The 13,877-nt window shown below is 65.0% G+C and carries 17 protein-coding genes; 8 read left to right on the top strand and 9 right to left on the bottom strand.

All coding sequences use genetic code 11. The features are described from left to right. Positions 1–101: 101 nt before the first annotated feature. Positions 102–440 carry a hypothetical protein gene (locus F615_RS0100940; RefSeq protein ID WP_019559294.1) on the bottom strand — a complete coding sequence of 113 codons (339 nt, stop codon included), beginning with the start codon at positions 438–440 and terminating at the stop codon, positions 102–104. 225 nt (positions 441–665) lie between these two features. On the opposite strand from F615_RS0100940, the gene bfr reads away from it, so the two are divergent. Then, positions 666–1,142: a bacterioferritin gene (bfr, locus tag F615_RS0100935; RefSeq protein ID WP_019559293.1), complete on the top strand. Its 477-nt coding sequence runs from the start codon at positions 666–668 to the stop codon at positions 1,140–1,142. 15 nt (positions 1,143–1,157) lie between these two features. Here bfr and F615_RS0100930 read toward each other — a convergent pair whose 3' ends face one another. Then, entirely contained in the window at positions 1,158–1,880 is a 723-nt protein-coding gene (locus tag F615_RS0100930) for a protein-S-isoprenylcysteine O-methyltransferase (protein ID WP_019559292.1), read from the bottom strand. A gap of 116 nt (positions 1,881–1,996) precedes the next feature. On the opposite strand from F615_RS0100930, the gene F615_RS20675 reads away from it, so the two are divergent. After that, positions 1,997–2,419: a (2Fe-2S)-binding protein gene (locus F615_RS20675; RefSeq protein WP_310731994.1), complete on the top strand. Its 423-nt coding sequence runs from the start codon at positions 1,997–1,999 to the stop codon at positions 2,417–2,419. A 136-nt stretch (positions 2,420–2,555) separates the two neighbouring features. Further along, positions 2,556–2,756 carry a hemin uptake protein HemP gene (gene hemP, locus F615_RS0100920; protein ID WP_019559290.1) on the top strand — a complete coding sequence of 67 codons (201 nt, stop codon included), beginning with the start codon at positions 2,556–2,558 and terminating at the stop codon, positions 2,754–2,756. A gap of 32 nt (positions 2,757–2,788) precedes the next feature. Here the strand turns inward: hemP and F615_RS0100915 are convergent, their stop codons facing one another. The 6 genes from F615_RS0100915 to surE all read right to left on the bottom strand — a co-directional run bounded on the left by F615_RS0100915 (position 2,789) and on the right by surE (position 8,374). Then, a complete protein-coding gene (locus F615_RS0100915) occupies positions 2,789–3,196 on the bottom strand; it encodes a heme-binding protein (protein ID WP_019559289.1) in 408 nt (135 codons plus the stop codon). 273 nt (positions 3,197–3,469) lie between these two features. Beyond that, positions 3,470–4,825, bottom strand: coding sequence for a 23S rRNA (uracil(1939)-C(5))-methyltransferase RlmD (rlmD, locus tag F615_RS0100910; protein ID WP_026329904.1), 1,356 nt, complete (start codon positions 4,823–4,825; stop codon positions 3,470–3,472). 39 nt (positions 4,826–4,864) lie between these two features. After that, complete coding sequence (gene rpoS, locus F615_RS0100905; protein WP_019559287.1) at positions 4,865–5,875, bottom strand: RNA polymerase sigma factor RpoS; 1,011 nt, start codon at positions 5,873–5,875, stop codon at positions 4,865–4,867. 31 nt (positions 5,876–5,906) lie between these two features. Beyond that, a complete protein-coding gene (locus F615_RS0100900; protein WP_026329903.1) occupies positions 5,907–6,806 on the bottom strand; it encodes a peptidoglycan DD-metalloendopeptidase family protein in 900 nt (299 codons plus the stop codon). 18 nt (positions 6,807–6,824) lie between these two features. Then, positions 6,825–7,625 carry a protein-L-isoaspartate(D-aspartate) O-methyltransferase gene (locus tag F615_RS0100895; RefSeq protein ID WP_019559285.1) on the bottom strand — a complete coding sequence of 267 codons (801 nt, stop codon included), beginning with the start codon at positions 7,623–7,625 and terminating at the stop codon, positions 6,825–6,827. Next, the gene (gene surE, locus F615_RS0100890) at positions 7,622–8,374 is read right to left on the bottom strand and encodes a 5'/3'-nucleotidase SurE (protein ID WP_019559284.1); all 753 of its coding nucleotides are present in this window, start codon (positions 8,372–8,374) and stop codon (positions 7,622–7,624) included. The genes F615_RS0100895 and surE overlap by 4 nt, the downstream gene beginning before the upstream one ends. Before the next feature lie 131 nt (positions 8,375–8,505). Here surE and F615_RS0100885 point away from each other — a divergent pair, with 131 nt between their 5' ends. The 3 genes from F615_RS0100885 (at position 8,506) to trmB (ending at position 11,033) form a co-directional block, all read left to right on the top strand. Beyond that, positions 8,506–9,486: an NADPH:quinone oxidoreductase family protein gene (locus tag F615_RS0100885; RefSeq protein ID WP_019559283.1), complete on the top strand. Its 981-nt coding sequence runs from the start codon at positions 8,506–8,508 to the stop codon at positions 9,484–9,486. A gap of 76 nt (positions 9,487–9,562) precedes the next feature. Further along, on the top strand, positions 9,563–10,231 hold the full coding sequence (locus tag F615_RS0100880) for a response regulator (protein WP_019559282.1): 669 nt from the start codon (positions 9,563–9,565) through the stop codon (positions 10,229–10,231). Positions 10,232–10,310: 79 nt separating this feature from the next. Further along, positions 10,311–11,033 (top strand): tRNA (guanosine(46)-N7)-methyltransferase TrmB, encoded by a 723-nt coding sequence (trmB, locus tag F615_RS0100875; protein ID WP_019559281.1) that lies wholly within the window; start codon positions 10,311–10,313, stop codon positions 11,031–11,033. A gap of 24 nt (positions 11,034–11,057) precedes the next feature. On the opposite strand, the gene F615_RS0100870 is transcribed toward trmB, so the two are convergent. Next, the gene (locus F615_RS0100870; RefSeq protein WP_026329902.1) at positions 11,058–11,891 is read right to left on the bottom strand and encodes an undecaprenyl-diphosphate phosphatase; all 834 of its coding nucleotides are present in this window, start codon (positions 11,889–11,891) and stop codon (positions 11,058–11,060) included. 151 nt (positions 11,892–12,042) lie between these two features. On the opposite strand from F615_RS0100870, the gene F615_RS0100865 reads away from it, so the two are divergent. Next, positions 12,043–12,711, top strand: coding sequence for a TetR/AcrR family transcriptional regulator (locus F615_RS0100865; protein ID WP_019559279.1), 669 nt, complete (start codon positions 12,043–12,045; stop codon positions 12,709–12,711). Positions 12,712–12,724: 13 nt separating this feature from the next. After that, entirely contained in the window at positions 12,725–13,870 is a 1,146-nt protein-coding gene (locus F615_RS0100860) for an efflux RND transporter periplasmic adaptor subunit (protein ID WP_019559278.1), read from the top strand. Positions 13,871–13,877 lie beyond the last annotated feature (7 nt).

Genomic DNA, 13,877 nt, shown 5'->3' with positions numbered 1-13,877 from the left:
TCAGGATTCGGCGGGAAGTTTCGCGAGGGCGGGGGATGGTTGCAGGTAAACCTATCGATTATACCCTGCCGACCTTCCCGCCGCAGACCCACGAAGAAGGATCACTGCAGGGTGGCCGGGGCCTTCACCCAGGGCAACCGCCCCTCGACGGCCGACGGGCTGGCCGCCCCATGACGCGCCTCCGACTCGCAGCGGGCTTGCCAGCGCTGGCACAAGCCCCACAACACGGTTCTGAAGTTCGGGTTCAACAAGGGGTGCTCGCACAACGCCGCAAGGTTCTCACTGATCTTGCGGGCCAACAAGGGCCGGTGAGCCGGGCAAGCCGCCGGATCAGAGTAGCCGGTCATCAAGGCCAAGCTGGCCGCCAGCAAGCCCTCGGCGCACGGCAGCTCGTGCTCCTCCTCGTGCATCGAGACGGGGCTCAGGACATCGGGCTTCATGAGGTCTCCGGTGGGTCGATGCAAGCATATTAATGCGAACGATTCTCGTTTGCAAATCATTGGACAAATGCGGATGAGAATGCGAACGCCTGTCGCACGCACACGCAGCCCGAATGGATCTCCAGGGATATGGCGTCACTCCTTCGGGCACCAGGGAGGATGGCCGCACAATGGAGTGTCGGTCGATCGTCCCCGACCCACGATCAACAACACTAGGAGAGCCCCATGAAAGGTGATGCCAAAGTCATCGAGTACCTCAATGCCCAGCTCAAAAACGAGCTGACGGCCATCAACCAGTATTTCCTGCATTACCGCATGCTCAAGCACTGGGGCCTGGACAAGCTCGCGAAGAAGGAATACGAGGAATCGATCGGGGAGATGAAGCATGCCGACCGCTTGATCGACCGTATCCTCATGCTCGATGGTCTGCCCAACCTGCAGGATCTGGGCAAGCTGCTGGTGGGGGAAGACGTGGTGGAGATCCTGAACTGCGATCTCCAGCTCGAAACGGCGGCGCAATCCACCATCAAAGAGGCGATTGCCCACTGTGAGTCCGTGCGTGATTACGTGTCGCGCGACCTGCTGCAGGACATCCTGGACGACACCGAGGAGCACATCGACTTCCTGGAGACCCAGATCGAACTGGTGGGCAAAGTCGGGGTGCAAAACTACCTGCAGTCCCAGATGGGCGAGGTCTCCTGAGCAAGTGCTCCAGAATCAGCGCGGCCGCCTGGGCCACAGGCGGCCGGTGCGCTGCATGTAAGCCCGGTAGTCGTCGCCGAACACGTCGAGCATCAGCGCTTCTTCTCGGGGAACTCGCAAGGCATACAGCAGCCCGAACGCCAGCACCCCAAACGCGCCGGCCAGCCAGTTGTGCACTAGCAAGGGTTGCGCCAGAGCAAAGATCCAGATCGAGGCGTACATGGGGTGACGTACCCGAGCGTACACCCCTTGGGTGACCAGGCGATGTTCTTCATGCACTTCCAGCGAGGGCGACCAATGTCGCCCCAGGTCGGCGTGCGCCCGATGAAAATAAATCAGCGACGCCACCATCATCGCCGTGCCGACCCAGGGCGCCCAGTGCGGCAAGCGATAGTTCAGCGCATCGAACCATGGCGTGGCCAGCGCCAGCATGGGCAAGCACAGCAGCCCCAGAAACACCAGGAACATCAGCCACTGCTCGCGTCGATCCACTCGCTGCAGGCGCACCCGGTTGACCCGATTGGCCTGTACGTGCGGCCAACGAATGGCCGCCTGAACCAGCGAAGCCACCGCCCACACCAGTTCGTACCAGCGCCAATCGTCGCCACGGCGCCAACAATAAGCCCCCACGACCAAGACGAACAGAACCACTGGAAACCAAAACCGCAACCGGTCGCCGTACACACCGGACGTCGCGTTCGACCGCTGAGCGGCCGAGGCTGCTTCGATGGGTTTCACGGCCGCGCCTCCATCATGGCCCCCCAACGGGGGCATACAGACAGAACGGGCCCACAGAGGCTGGTCCGAGTCGAACGCATGACGTCTACAGGAAGAGATCCAGTGCTGCGCGCAGCATGGGCACACGCTGCCCTGCGCAGTATCGAGGCAGCTTTGGGCCGTGCGCTTCCCCCAGAGGGGGGAAATCCCGTGCGGATTGGCAACCAAATGAAAGTCGCACGCCGTGCCGACCCGTACACATTCCGGACCCCAGCCGACTTGTAGTACGAATCATTCTTATTTATACTGATCCCAGTTCCAACCATGCCAAGGGCTCCGAGATGATCGTCTGTGTGTGCCGCCGGGTTTCCGACCGCGACATCGTGCATGCCGCGCATCGAGGCTGCGGGTCCCTCGAAGACCTGCAAATGGAGCTTGGCGTCGCAACTTGCTGCGGCCGCTGCGCCGATTGTGCTGCCTCGGTCTTGCGCGCCGCTCAAACGCACCCGGCCCAAGCGGCAGCCGCCTCGGTGATGGCCCCGGCCCTGGCGCTGGCCTGAGCCCACCCCAAGGACTGGTTATTGAGTCTGCTGATCGTCGCCGCAGCGGCTTGGTGGGCTCTTGCCTGCTGAATCCCTGCTGCTCGGCGACCCGTTCACCGTACAGGATGAGCGTCCACGCACAAAGGCCTGAGACATGAAACCGACCCTGAGTCTGCCTCGCCCGTCGACCGCACGCCTGCCCAAGCCGTCCCAGGAGCCCGAAGTCTTGGGACAGGAGATCACCCTGCCCAGCAGCCGCCTGCTCCAGGGACGCAAATCAATCCAAATCGAACACAACGGCGCGCTGTATCAATTGCGCGCCACCAAGTTCGGCAAGCTTATCCTGACCAAATAGAGGCCTCGGCCACGTCAGCCGAGGGCTTTTCTTCAGCCGATGAGGGCCGCAATGCCGGCACGGGCGATTTGTGCGTCTTCGGTGGATTTCACTCCACTGACCCCCACGGCCCCGACGCACTGCCCCTCCACCATGATAGGCACTCCTCCTTCGAGCAGACCATGCAACGTGGGCGCACTCAGGAACGCGGTGCGCCCCTGGTTGATGATGTCTTCGTAGACCTTGCTCTCACGCCGCCCCAGCGCGGCCGCATGAGCCTTGGCCGGCGCGATATGGGCCGAGATCGGCGCAGCGCCATCCAAGCGCTGCAACCACAACAGGTGTCCGCCGTCGTCCACGATGGCGATCGACACGGCCCAATGGTGGGCCAGTGCTTCGGCCTCGGCGGCCTGGGCAATTTTTTTCACGTCTTCGAGCGTCAGCTGATATTTCTGTTGCATGGGTGGTCCTTGGGAAGGAATCTGGCGACACCACGCCGCCCAGGCACAAGCCTACTCCAGAGTCGAGGCCGTCCGCAGCAGGGCGCTCACCGCGCCCGGATCGTCGGGCATCCCAAGCACGGGTTGCACCGCAGATGGGAACCGTCTCGAACGGCTCGATGACCCAGGGTTTGCATGCGGCCTACACGGGATGGACCGTCGGGGCCGAGCCGCGCCATCCCGTGCTGCGCAACGCCTGGGGGATTGCTTGCGCTGTCCAGGGTCCCGCAGGGGTCAGCCCCGCTCGAACACAGCCACGCTCTCGACGTGGGCCGTGTGAGGAAACATGTTGACCACGCCAGCGGCGGCGCAACGGTAGCCGGCCTGGTGCACCAACAGGCCGGCATCGCGCGCCAGCGTGGCAGGGTTGCATGACACGTAGACGATGCGCTGCGGAGGCTGGAAGTCTGGAGCCGACTGCGGACATTGGTGCCACTCGGCCAGGGCCTTGCTCAGTGCGAGTGCGCCTTCGCGGGGAGGATCGATCAGCCACTTCTGCGCCGACCCGTATCGCGCCAGGTCGGCCACCTCGAACTCGAACAGGTTGCGCGCCTCGAAGCGGGCCCGCCCATCCAGACCGTTGTGCCGCGCATTCTCACGCGAGCGTTGCACCAGGGTTTCGCTGCCTTCGATGCCCAAGACCTCGCGGGCTTGGCGCGCCAGCGGCAGCGTGAAATTGCCCAAGCCGCAGAACCAGTCGATGACTCGCTCATGCGGCTGAACATCCAGTAAACGCACGGCCCGGCCCACCAGCACGCGGTTGATGTGGTGATTGACCTGGGTGAAATCGGTCGGCCGAAACGGCATCTCGATCCCGAACTCCGGCAGTCGGTAGGCCAGCGGAACCTCGGCCGGGTCCAACAGATGGACGCTGTCGGGACCTTTGGGCTGCAGCCACCACTGGATGCGATGCTCACGCGCGAAATCCCGCAGCCGAGCCAGGTCGTGTTCGTCCAGCGGTTCGAGATGGCGCAACACCAAAGCAGTGACGCTGTGATCGACCGCGTCACCGACGGCGACCTCGATCTGCGGCAAGCGATCGCGCGAGTGCATGGCCGCGATCAGTTCGCGCAGGGGCTCCAGCAAGGCGCTGACATGCGGCGGCAGGATCTCGCAACGGCGCATGTCGGCCACGTAACTGGACTTGCGCTCGTGAAAGCCCACGAGCACCCCGCCTTTCTTGGGCACGTGACGCACCGACAAGCGGGCACGGTAGCGATATCCCCAGGAAGGGCCTTCGATCGGCCGCAGCACCAAGTCCGGCCGCACCTTGCCCAAATGCCACAAGTTGTCTTCCAGTACCCTTTGCTTGACGGCCACCTGGGCGGTCACGTGGAAATGCTGCATCTTGCAGCCACCGCAGATGCCGAAATGAGGGCAGCGCGGCTGCACACGCTGCGGGCTTTGACGGCGCCAGGCCGTCACGGTGGCTTGCTCCCACTGATGCTTGCGGCGCAGCACCTTGACCTGGACTTCCTCCCCCGGCAAAGCGCCTTCGACGAACACGACCTTGCCCTGCGCATCGTGCGCCACGCCCTGCGCTTCGAGATCGAGGGACTCGATGCGCAGCCATTCATTCACTTCACTCATGACGCGGATTATCCCGCGGCCGCCGCCGACGCCGGATCGTCAAAAGATCGAATCGCGGTCCACGCCCTGCCGCATCATGCGACGCTTGAGTTTGACCAGCGCCTCCTGCTGGATCTGTCGGATGCGCTCGCGCGTGAGGCCCAGACGCTCGGCCAGCACCTCCAAGGTCTCGGGGTCGCGGTCATGCAAGCCATAACGGCCCGTCAGCACCTCGCGTTCCCGCTCGCTGAGGTCTTGCAGCCAAGTGTCGAGCAGTTGCTCGACTTCATGGTGCAACGCCAGCCCCATCGGATCGGTGGCTTGCTCGTCGGCCACCATGTCGATCATCGATTCGGTCGCGTCACGCTCCAACGGAGCATCGAGGGAGGTCGGCGTCTCCGCAAGCTTGAGCAGCTCGGCCACCTCTTGCACGGGTCGCCCCAGCAGCGCCGCGACGTCTTCGACTCGGACAGGGCGATCCCCGTCGCCCAGGCGATCTTGGTGGGCTTCGATTTGCCGGCGTGCCTTGAGCACTTGATTGAGGTCGCGCACGACATGCACCGGCAAGCGCACCAGACGGGCCTGGTGCATGATGGCGCGCTCGATGCTCTGGCGGATCCACCAGGACGCGTAGGTGGAAAAGCGGAACCCACGCTCCGGTTCGAACTTGCCAATGGCGTGCATGAGTCCGAGGTTGCCTTCCTCGATCAGATCGGTCATCGGTAGGCCGCGACCGAGGTAATTCTTGGCAATGCTCACCACCAGGCGCAGGTTGTGCTCGATCATCGCCTGGCGAGCCTGGAAGTCCCCTTCGCGGGCACGGGTGGCGGTGGCAAATTCCTCTTCCGGGCTCAGCAGCGGAGTACGGCGGATCTCGCGCAGGTAGCTCTGCAAGGTGTTGCCCACCTCGGACTCGCCGACCTCGAACTCACGGTCGGCCAGGCCCTCGACCGAAGGCGAGCCCTCGACGGGCAGATCATGGATGGGCGGGATGTCGTCTGCGCGCGCGCCGTCTTCCCCTTCGCCTCCAGGATCGGCATGTCCGTTGGACTCGACACGCTTCCTGGTCATGGGGCCATCTCCGACAGGCGGGGGGATGTCTTCAGCGCGGTGGCAAATAGCGAGCCGGATCGACCGGCTTGCCTTCCTTGCGAATCTCGAAGTGGAGCTTCACCCGATCGGCATCGGTGGAGCCCATCTCGGCGATCTTCTGGCCACGCCGCACGGTTTGGTCTTCCTTGACGAGCAATGCCTGGTTGTGCGCATAGGCCGTGAGGTAACTATTGCTGTGTTTGACGATCACGAGGTTGCCGTAGCCACGCAGCCCCGAGCCCGCATACACCACTTTGCCATCGGCCGCTGCGAACACCGGATCGCCAGGCTTGCCGGCAATGCCCAAGCCCTTGTTGCGCGTCTCGTCGAAGCCTGCGATGACCGACCCGGCGGCCGGCCAGGTCCACAGGATGTCGTCGACTTCACGCGCCTGCCCCGAAGCCACCGGCGCCGCAGCAGGCTGCGGCGGACTGGACGCGGCCGGTGCGGGCGTCGCACTGGGCGGTGCCGAGGCCGCTGCCGTAGCGCGCGCCTCCAAGGGGCGAGATTCGACCCGCGCCACGCCGACCGGCTTGGTGGAGGCCACCGTCGCATCGGCCGTCGGCGGCACCACGCGCAAGACTTGCCCGACCTCGAGAACGTTGGGGTTCTCGAGTTGATTCCACTGCATGATGTCGCGCCAGCTCTGGCCGGTCTCCAGGCCCACGCGGATCAAAGTGTCGCCGGGCTTGACGGTGTAGTAGCCCGGTTGACCGGCATGGGGATGGGCCGCCGGCGCGGCCGGCGTCGCCTGGCCATTGGGAGATGGTGCTGCGCCGACAGAGCCGGTGAGATTGCGCTCTTCGACCGGCGCCCGATGCAGAGGCGAGGCGCAGGCGGACAACAGCACCGCTGCCGCGACGCACGTGTTCCATACCCTCCATGAACGGCCTGCGAGGCGGAAATTCATGACTTCCTTTTCGAGTGTTCAGGTCGTGCCTGATTTTAAGGGGACGAAGTGAACGGGCTCGTGCTCCGTACGCACATAACGCCCGTCACGATGCTCGATCAACACCAGGACCTGGCCGCCCGCAGGGGTGAGCATCGGAGCGACCAAACGGCCGCCAGGGGCCAGTTGGTCGAGCCAGGCCTGAGGCAGTTGCGCACCACCGGCGGCGGCAATGATGCCGTCATAAGGAGCATTCGGGGCGTGCCCGAGCATGCCATCACCATACACCAGGCGCAGATTGTGATGCCGCAAAGGGGCCAGGAGTTCACGGGCTTTGTCGTGCAGCGGCCGCAAGCGCTCGATCGAGACGACTTGACGCGCCAGCAGACTGAGCACCGCCGCCTGATAACCGCAGCCGGTGCCGATTTCGAGCACCCGACCGAGACTCTGCGGTGAACGCCCCCCCATCATCAGCTCGATCATGCGCGCCACGACGGAAGGTTTGGAGATGGTTTGTTGCAAACCGATCGGCAAGCTGGTGTCTTCGTAGGCCTGGTTGGCCAGGGCCGAATCGACGAACCGGTGCCGTGGCACCTGCAGCATGGCCGCCAGCACATGCTCGTCGCGCACTCCTTGAGCCCGCAAGCGCTCGACCATGCGACGGCGCACCAAGTCGGAGTCCAGCCCCAGCCCCACCGGCACGGCCTGGCGGCGCTGATCCAGCGCCGCGGCCCGCACGGGCCCTTGCGGGCGCAGCAAACCATCGGCCGCACGGGGAACCGGAGCATGGCCGCGGCTCAGCCGATCCAGACTGAGCGGGAAGTGGCGCGGCCGCCTCATCCGCCCTCCGCCAGCCACTGGCGCCACGCCGGCGCTGCCGCATGGTCGGTCAGGTCGAACTGCAGGGGTGTGATCGAAACCCGCCCTTGCGCGATGGCATGGAAATCGGTGCCCTCACCGGCCTCACGTGCGTCGCCGGCCGGCCCGATCCAGTAGATCGGCTCACCACGAGGATTGGTCTGCCGAATGACCCCTGCACTGGCATGACGGCGCCCAAGGCGGCAGATTTCGCGGCCGGTCAGCGCTTCATAGGGACGGTTGGGAATGTTCACGCTGAGCAGATAAGGGCCAGACGTCATCGGGCGCGTCAGCGCTTGCTGCACCAACTCCCGAGCCACACGGGCGGCCGTCCCCAAGTGATGCCAACCCTTGTCCACCAGGGAAAAGGCAATGGCCGGAATCCCAAACAGATAGCCCTCCATGGCCGCAGCGACGGTGCCGGAATACAAGGTGTCCTCGCCCATGTTCGCCCCGTTGTTGATGCCCGAGACGACCAGATCGGGCCGCTGTGACAAGATGCCCGTCAGGGCGACATGCACGCAGTCCGAGGGGGTGCCATTGACCACGTGATAGCCCTGGGAGGACGTGAACACGCTCAACGGGCGGTGGATCGTCAGCGCATTGGATGTCGCACTGGCGTTTTGCTCGGGAGCCACCACATGGATCTCACCCAGATCCCGGCAGGCCTCGACCAGGGCCTGCAGCCCCGGGGCGAGGTAGCCGTCGTCATTGGCAATCAAGATGCGCATGGCAGGCATTGTAGGGACACGTCACGTCGGTGACGCGTTGGGCAGGCTTGCATGCTTATCATGGATCATGACAGCGCCCTTGCGACAACAACTTGCGACAAGCGCCCTGCGCACCCTCGAGGAGACACGACATGCATGCCTGGATTTGCGACAACCCCATCGGCCCGCAAGCCCTCACCTGGAAAGAAGTGCCCACCCCTGAACCCAAGAAGGGAGAAGTCCGGGTGGCGATCCGAGCAGCCAGCTTGAACTTTCCGGATCTGTTGATCGTACAAAACAAGTACCAGGTCAAGCCCCCCGTGCCTTTCGTGCCGGGCTCGGAATTTTCCGGCGTGGTCGATGCGGTGGGCGAAGGCGTCACGCAACTTCGGCCTGGCGATGCCGTGGCTGCCTTCGGGGGCCTGGGCGGCTTCGGCACCCATGCCTGCGTACCGGCCTCGCTCGTCATGCCCTTGCCGCCTGGCTTCAGTTTCCCCGATGCGGCCGCTTTCTTGTGCACGTACGGCACCAGCCATCACGCGCTGATGGATCGCGCTGCACTGCGAGCGGGCGAAACGGTGCTGGTGCTGGGTGCGGCCGGCGGCGTGGGCACGGCGGCCATCCAGATCGCCAAGGCCGCCGGAGCCCGCGTGATCGCAGCGGCGTCGTCGGACGAGAAATGCGCGCTATGCCGTGAGATTGGCGCCGATGCCACGATCAATTACGGCACGGCCAACTTGCGCGAGGAAATCAAGACCCTCACCGGGGGGCAGGGCCCCGATGTGATCTACGACCCGGTGGGCGGTGACTTGGCAGAGCCCGCCTTCCGCTCCATCGGCTGGCGCGGGCGCTATCTGGTCATCGGCTTCGCGCAGGGCACCATCCCGTCCCTGCCTCTGAACCTGGCGCTGCTCAAAGGGGCCTCCATCGTGGGCGTGTTCTGGGGGGAGTTCGCACGCCGCGAGCCTGCCCGCAATGCCCAAGCGCTGGCCGAGCTTGCGACGTGGTATGCACAGGGGAAAATCCGTCCGGTGATCGAGCACCAGCTGCCCATGACCGAACTGCCCCGAGCCTTCGAGTTGATGGCAGCCAGGCAGGTGCGAGGCAAGCTGGTGCTGACCAACGCGGGCTGACCCTTCATCCGAGGGTGGGGCGGCGCGCGCGCCTGGGCTACCATGGCGTCCGTTCATTCGCCTGCATGTGCGTGCCATGGCCATCCCTGTGCTGATCGTCGAAGACAACCCGATGACGCGGAGCTTTCTGGCTCGGGTGGTGCGCGACAGTTTCAGCGATGCGCTGGACATCCGCGAGGCAGGCGACCTTCACGCCGCACACCATGCGTTGTCGCAAGAGGGAAACGACGTCGGTCTGGTGCTGATCAGCCTGGAACTGCCCGACGGCAGCGGTTTGGATCTGTTGGGCGAGATCGCCGGACATCCGGCCCTGAAGGTCGTGACCACCCTGTATGCGGATGACGAGCATCTCTTCCCGGCCCTGCAACTCGGCGCCGACGGCTACCTCCTCAAAGAAGACCGTTTCGAGGTCCTGGTCGAGGAGTTGCAACGCATCGTGCGTGGCCAGCCGCCGCTGTCACCGGCGATTGCGCGGCGGCTGCTCAGCCACTTCCGCGAAACCGGCTTCAGTCACTCCCAGTTCGGGGATTCCGGTCGCCCCCCGCTGGATGGGCCGCCAACCGCACCGGACGGTGAAAGCTTGACGCCCCGCGAGAACGAGGTGCTCACTTATCTCAGCAAAGGCTTCACGGTCAAAGAAATCGCCGGGTTGATGGGAATCCGCTGGTTATCGGTGAACGACCACATCAAGTCGATCTATCGCAAACTCAAACTGAGCACCCAGCCCAAAGCCGGCATGGCCTGAGCCGCAGGCGGGCCCCGGCGGGGCAGCGGCCCGTCAGGCCCTCGGGCCCTTCGACTCAGGCCCTTAGAATGCCGCCCCGATGAAACCCGCCAGCCCCCCTCCCCCCTTCGAAACCTCGGACGAGCCCAGCCCGGTCCTGCGGCCCGGGGTGCGCAGCTATGTCAAGCGCGGCGGCCGCACCACCGAGGCTCAGGCACGCGCGCTGGCCACCTGGGGCCCGCGCTTCATGCTGCCCTACCGTCCAGAGCCGCTGGATCTGGCCGCCACGTTCGGGCGAGCCGCCCCGACCGTGTTGGAAATCGGCTTCGGCATGGGGGAAGCCACGGCCCAGATCGCCCAAACCCTGCCGCACACGAACTTTCTCGGCTGTGAGGTGCACGAGCCCGGCGTGGGCGCGCTGCTCAAGCGCATCGGCGAGCTCGGGCTGGACAATGTCCGCATCGTGCAACACGATGCCATCGAAGTGCTCCAGCACATGATCGCCCCGGGCAGCCTGGCCGGCGTGCATGTGTTCTTCCCCGACCCTTGGCACAAAAAACGGCACCACAAACGCCGGCTCATTCAGCCCCCTCTGGTGGCGCTGTTGGCCTCGCGATTGACCAGCGGCGGCTACGTGCATTGCGCCACGGACTGGCAACCCTATGCCGAGCAGATGTTGGAGGTGCTCAGTGCCGAACCCACCCTGCGCAACACGGCACAGACCTACGCCGAGCGCCCCGCCTATCGACCGATGACCAAGTTCGAGCAACGCGGCTTGCGCCTGGGCCATGGCGTGTGGGATTTGGTGTTCACCCGGCTGTGAAGCCACCGCGCCCAGCGCCCACCCTCACGCCCGCCACTCGACCCAGCCCGCCCAGGCAGTCACCAGCACGAGCATGCCAAAGGCAATGCGGTACCAGGCGAACATGACGAAGCTGTGACGCGCGACGAAGTGCAGCAACCAGCGCACGCACAGCCAGGCCGACAGCCACGACACCGCCAAGCCCACGGCGAACCAGGGCCCATCGGAGGCCGACAGCAGATGCCGGTGCCGCACGAGGTCATAGACGGCCGCCCCCACGATCATCGGGATGGCGAGGAAGAAACTGAACTCCGTGGCCGCCTTGCGCGACAGGCCCAGCAACATGCCGCCGATGATGGTGGCCCCGGATCGGCTGGTCCCCGGAATGAGCGCCAGGCACTGCACCAGTCCGACCTTCAGAGCATCGCGCCAGCCCACTTGATCGGCCTCGTGGATGCGCACATGGCGCCCATCGTGCTGCCGGCGTTCGGCCCACAGGATGATGATGCCGCCCACGATGAAGCCCAGCGCCACGACGATCGGGTTGAACAACAGCCCTTTGATGAGATCGGCCAACATCACCCCCATCAGGGCAGCCGGCGCAAACCCCAAGAGCATGTTGATGAGGAAACGCCGAGCCTGTGCCTCGCCTCGCGGCAGGCCCAAGACCACCTCACGCAGCTTGGAGGCATAGACCGAACACACCGCCAGGATCGCACCGACTTGGATCACGACTTCGAAGACTTTGATCTTCTCCCCGGTCCACCCCAACAAGGAGCCAGTGAGGATCAGGTGTCCTGTGGACGAAATCGGCAAAAACTCCGTCAGTCCCTCGACAAGGCCCATCAGGGCCGCTTTCCACCATAGTTCGAACTCCAAGACCGATCCTTTGCTCCAAGACCCGCGATCGGGCAGGCCGGCATCATAGCGGCGCCCAGTGCGCAACCGAAGCCCTCTGGGAAGGCCGCTGCGGCTTGACCCACCGGCTCCGGGGGGCTACATTACTGACTCAAGAGTCAGTATTTCCGCCATGCCCAGATCCACGCCAGGGGAACACGCCCCGGCCGAACCGATCCGCAAACGCCGCAAGGAAGCACGCCCGCAGGAGCTGCTGGATGCAGCCCTGGAGGTTTTCGTCGAACGGGGGTTTGCGGCAAGCAAGATGGAAGACGTCGCCAGTCGCGCCGGCGTGTCCAAGGGCACCGTCTACCTTTATTACCCCAGCAAGGTGGAATTGCTCAAGGCCGTGATCCGCCACAACTTGTCGCTGTCGATCGCCCAAGGCGGCGACATCGCGGCCCAGTTCAGCGGCCCCACCGATGAGTTGCTGCGTGTGCTCGCGTTGGGGTGGTGGGAGCGGGTCGGAGAAACGCAGGCCTCGGGCATCTTCAAACTGATCATCACCGAGATGCGCAACTTCCCCGAGTTCTCGGAGTTCTACACCGCTGAGGTGATCGAGCCGGGGCGGCGCTTGCTCAAGGCCGTGTTGCAGCGGGGCATCGATCGCGGGGAATTCCGCCCCGTGCCGCTGGAGGACACCGCGCATGCCCTGATCTTCCCGATGCTCATGCTGTGTCTGCACAAGCACTCGATCGCTGCCTGCTCTGGAGACATCGCCACACAAGATCCTCGGGCCTTCATCCTCAATCACATCGACCTGATGCTGCACGGCCTGCGTCGCCCCACCGCTTCGTCTTGATGCGAGTCCACCGATGAACCACCACATCCGGCGCACTTTGCCTTGGTTGATTCTGGGTCTGCTGCTGCTGGGCCTGGTCTTGGGCGTGATCCGCGCGGTCAAAGCGCGCCAGGCTCTCGCTCCTGCGGCTGCGACGGTCGTGTCTTTGGTGGAACTGGCCCCAACCGACCTGGTGAAGGTGCAACGCCAGGACATGAGTCGGCGCATCGCGATCTCCGGCACCCTCAAGGCCGTGCACACCGCGCAGGTCAAGGCCAAGGTCGCCGGCGAGTTGCGATCGCTCGAGGTCCGGGAGGGCGAAGCGGTACGTGCAGGTCAAGTGTTGGGACGCATCGACCCCACCGAATATGCCGCTCGGCTGCGGCAAGCGTTGGAGCAAGCCGCCTCCGCGCAAGCGCAACTCGACATCGCCGAGCGCACCTTGGCCAACAACCGGGCGCTGGCCGACCAGGGTTTCATCTCGCGCAACGCGCTGGAGACCTCGATGCTCAATGCCGCGGCGGCCCGCGCCGCGGTGCAGCAGGCGCAGGCCGGTGTGGATCTGGCTCGCAAGGCGCTGGACGACACCGTGCTGCGCGCGCCGATCGCGGGCCAGGTGTCGATGCGCAGCGCCCAACCCGGCGAGCGCGTCGGTGTGGAGGCCCGCATCGTCGAAATCGTCGATCTTTCGCGCTTGGAGTTGGAAGCCGCCGTGCGCGCCGACGAAGTCGTCGAGCTGCGTGTGGGCGCTCGGGCGCGCTTGCGCGTGGATGGTCTGAGCGAATCCATCGAGGCCACCGTGACGCGCATCAACCCCAGCACGCAAGCCGGTACCCGGGCCGTGCCGGTCTATCTGGCCGTGCAAGCCCATCCAGCGCTGCGGCATGGCATGTTTGCCACCGGCCATATCGAGTGGGCCTCGAGGCAGGCGCTGGCCGTGCCGGAGTCGGCGGTCCGACACGACCAGGGTCGATCCTTCGTCCTGGTGTTGCACGAGGGCCGCATCGAGCGGCGCGACGTGCTCGTGGGCGAATCAGGGTCGACCGCCGACGGCCAGCGAATCGTGGAGATCCGCTCCGGCTTGAGCGAAGACGAACAGGTGTTGTCCGCTTCGGTGGGCGCCGTGCGCGAGGGCGTGCGCGCGCGCTTGACCGCGTTGGACCCTCTCCAGCAACGCTGAGGCACGG

This window comes from Caldimonas manganoxidans ATCC BAA-369, assembly GCF_000381125.1.
Classification (GTDB): Bacteria; Pseudomonadota; Gammaproteobacteria; order Burkholderiales; family Burkholderiaceae_C; genus Caldimonas; species Caldimonas manganoxidans.
Note: the sequence above shows the minus strand (reverse complement) of the source record. Positions and strands in the feature narration are given on the sequence as shown.

Coding starts and splice junctions, on each gene's coding strand:
- F615_RS0100895 (WP_019559285.1), bottom strand. CDS start 7,625: ATGAGGCGGCCGCGCCACTTCCCGCTCAGTCTGGATCGGCTGAGCCGC.
- F615_RS0100915 (WP_019559289.1), bottom strand. CDS start 3,196: ATGCAACAGAAATATCAGCTGACGCTCGAAGACGTGAAAAAAATTGCC.
- F615_RS0100940 (WP_019559294.1), bottom strand. CDS start 440: ATGAAGCCCGATGTCCTGAGCCCCGTCTCGATGCACGAGGAGGAGCAC.
- F615_RS0100900 (WP_026329903.1), bottom strand. CDS start 6,806: ATGAATTTCCGCCTCGCAGGCCGTTCATGGAGGGTATGGAACACGTGC.
- F615_RS0100880 (WP_019559282.1), top strand. CDS start 9,563: ATGGCCATCCCTGTGCTGATCGTCGAAGACAACCCGATGACGCGGAGC.
- F615_RS0100865 (WP_019559279.1), top strand. CDS start 12,043: ATGCCCAGATCCACGCCAGGGGAACACGCCCCGGCCGAACCGATCCGC.
- F615_RS0100885 (WP_019559283.1), top strand. CDS start 8,506: ATGCATGCCTGGATTTGCGACAACCCCATCGGCCCGCAAGCCCTCACC.
- hemP (WP_019559290.1), top strand. CDS start 2,556: ATGAAACCGACCCTGAGTCTGCCTCGCCCGTCGACCGCACGCCTGCCC.
- surE (WP_019559284.1), bottom strand. CDS start 8,374: ATGCGCATCTTGATTGCCAATGACGACGGCTACCTCGCCCCGGGGCTG.
- F615_RS0100860 (WP_019559278.1), top strand. CDS start 12,725: ATGAACCACCACATCCGGCGCACTTTGCCTTGGTTGATTCTGGGTCTG.
- F615_RS20675 (WP_310731994.1), top strand. CDS start 1,997: ATGGGCACACGCTGCCCTGCGCAGTATCGAGGCAGCTTTGGGCCGTGC.
- rlmD (WP_026329904.1), bottom strand. CDS start 4,825: ATGAGTGAAGTGAATGAATGGCTGCGCATCGAGTCCCTCGATCTCGAA.
- rpoS (WP_019559287.1), bottom strand. CDS start 5,875: ATGACCAGGAAGCGTGTCGAGTCCAACGGACATGCCGATCCTGGAGGC.
- bfr (WP_019559293.1), top strand. CDS start 666: ATGAAAGGTGATGCCAAAGTCATCGAGTACCTCAATGCCCAGCTCAAA.
- trmB (WP_019559281.1), top strand. CDS start 10,311: ATGAAACCCGCCAGCCCCCCTCCCCCCTTCGAAACCTCGGACGAGCCC.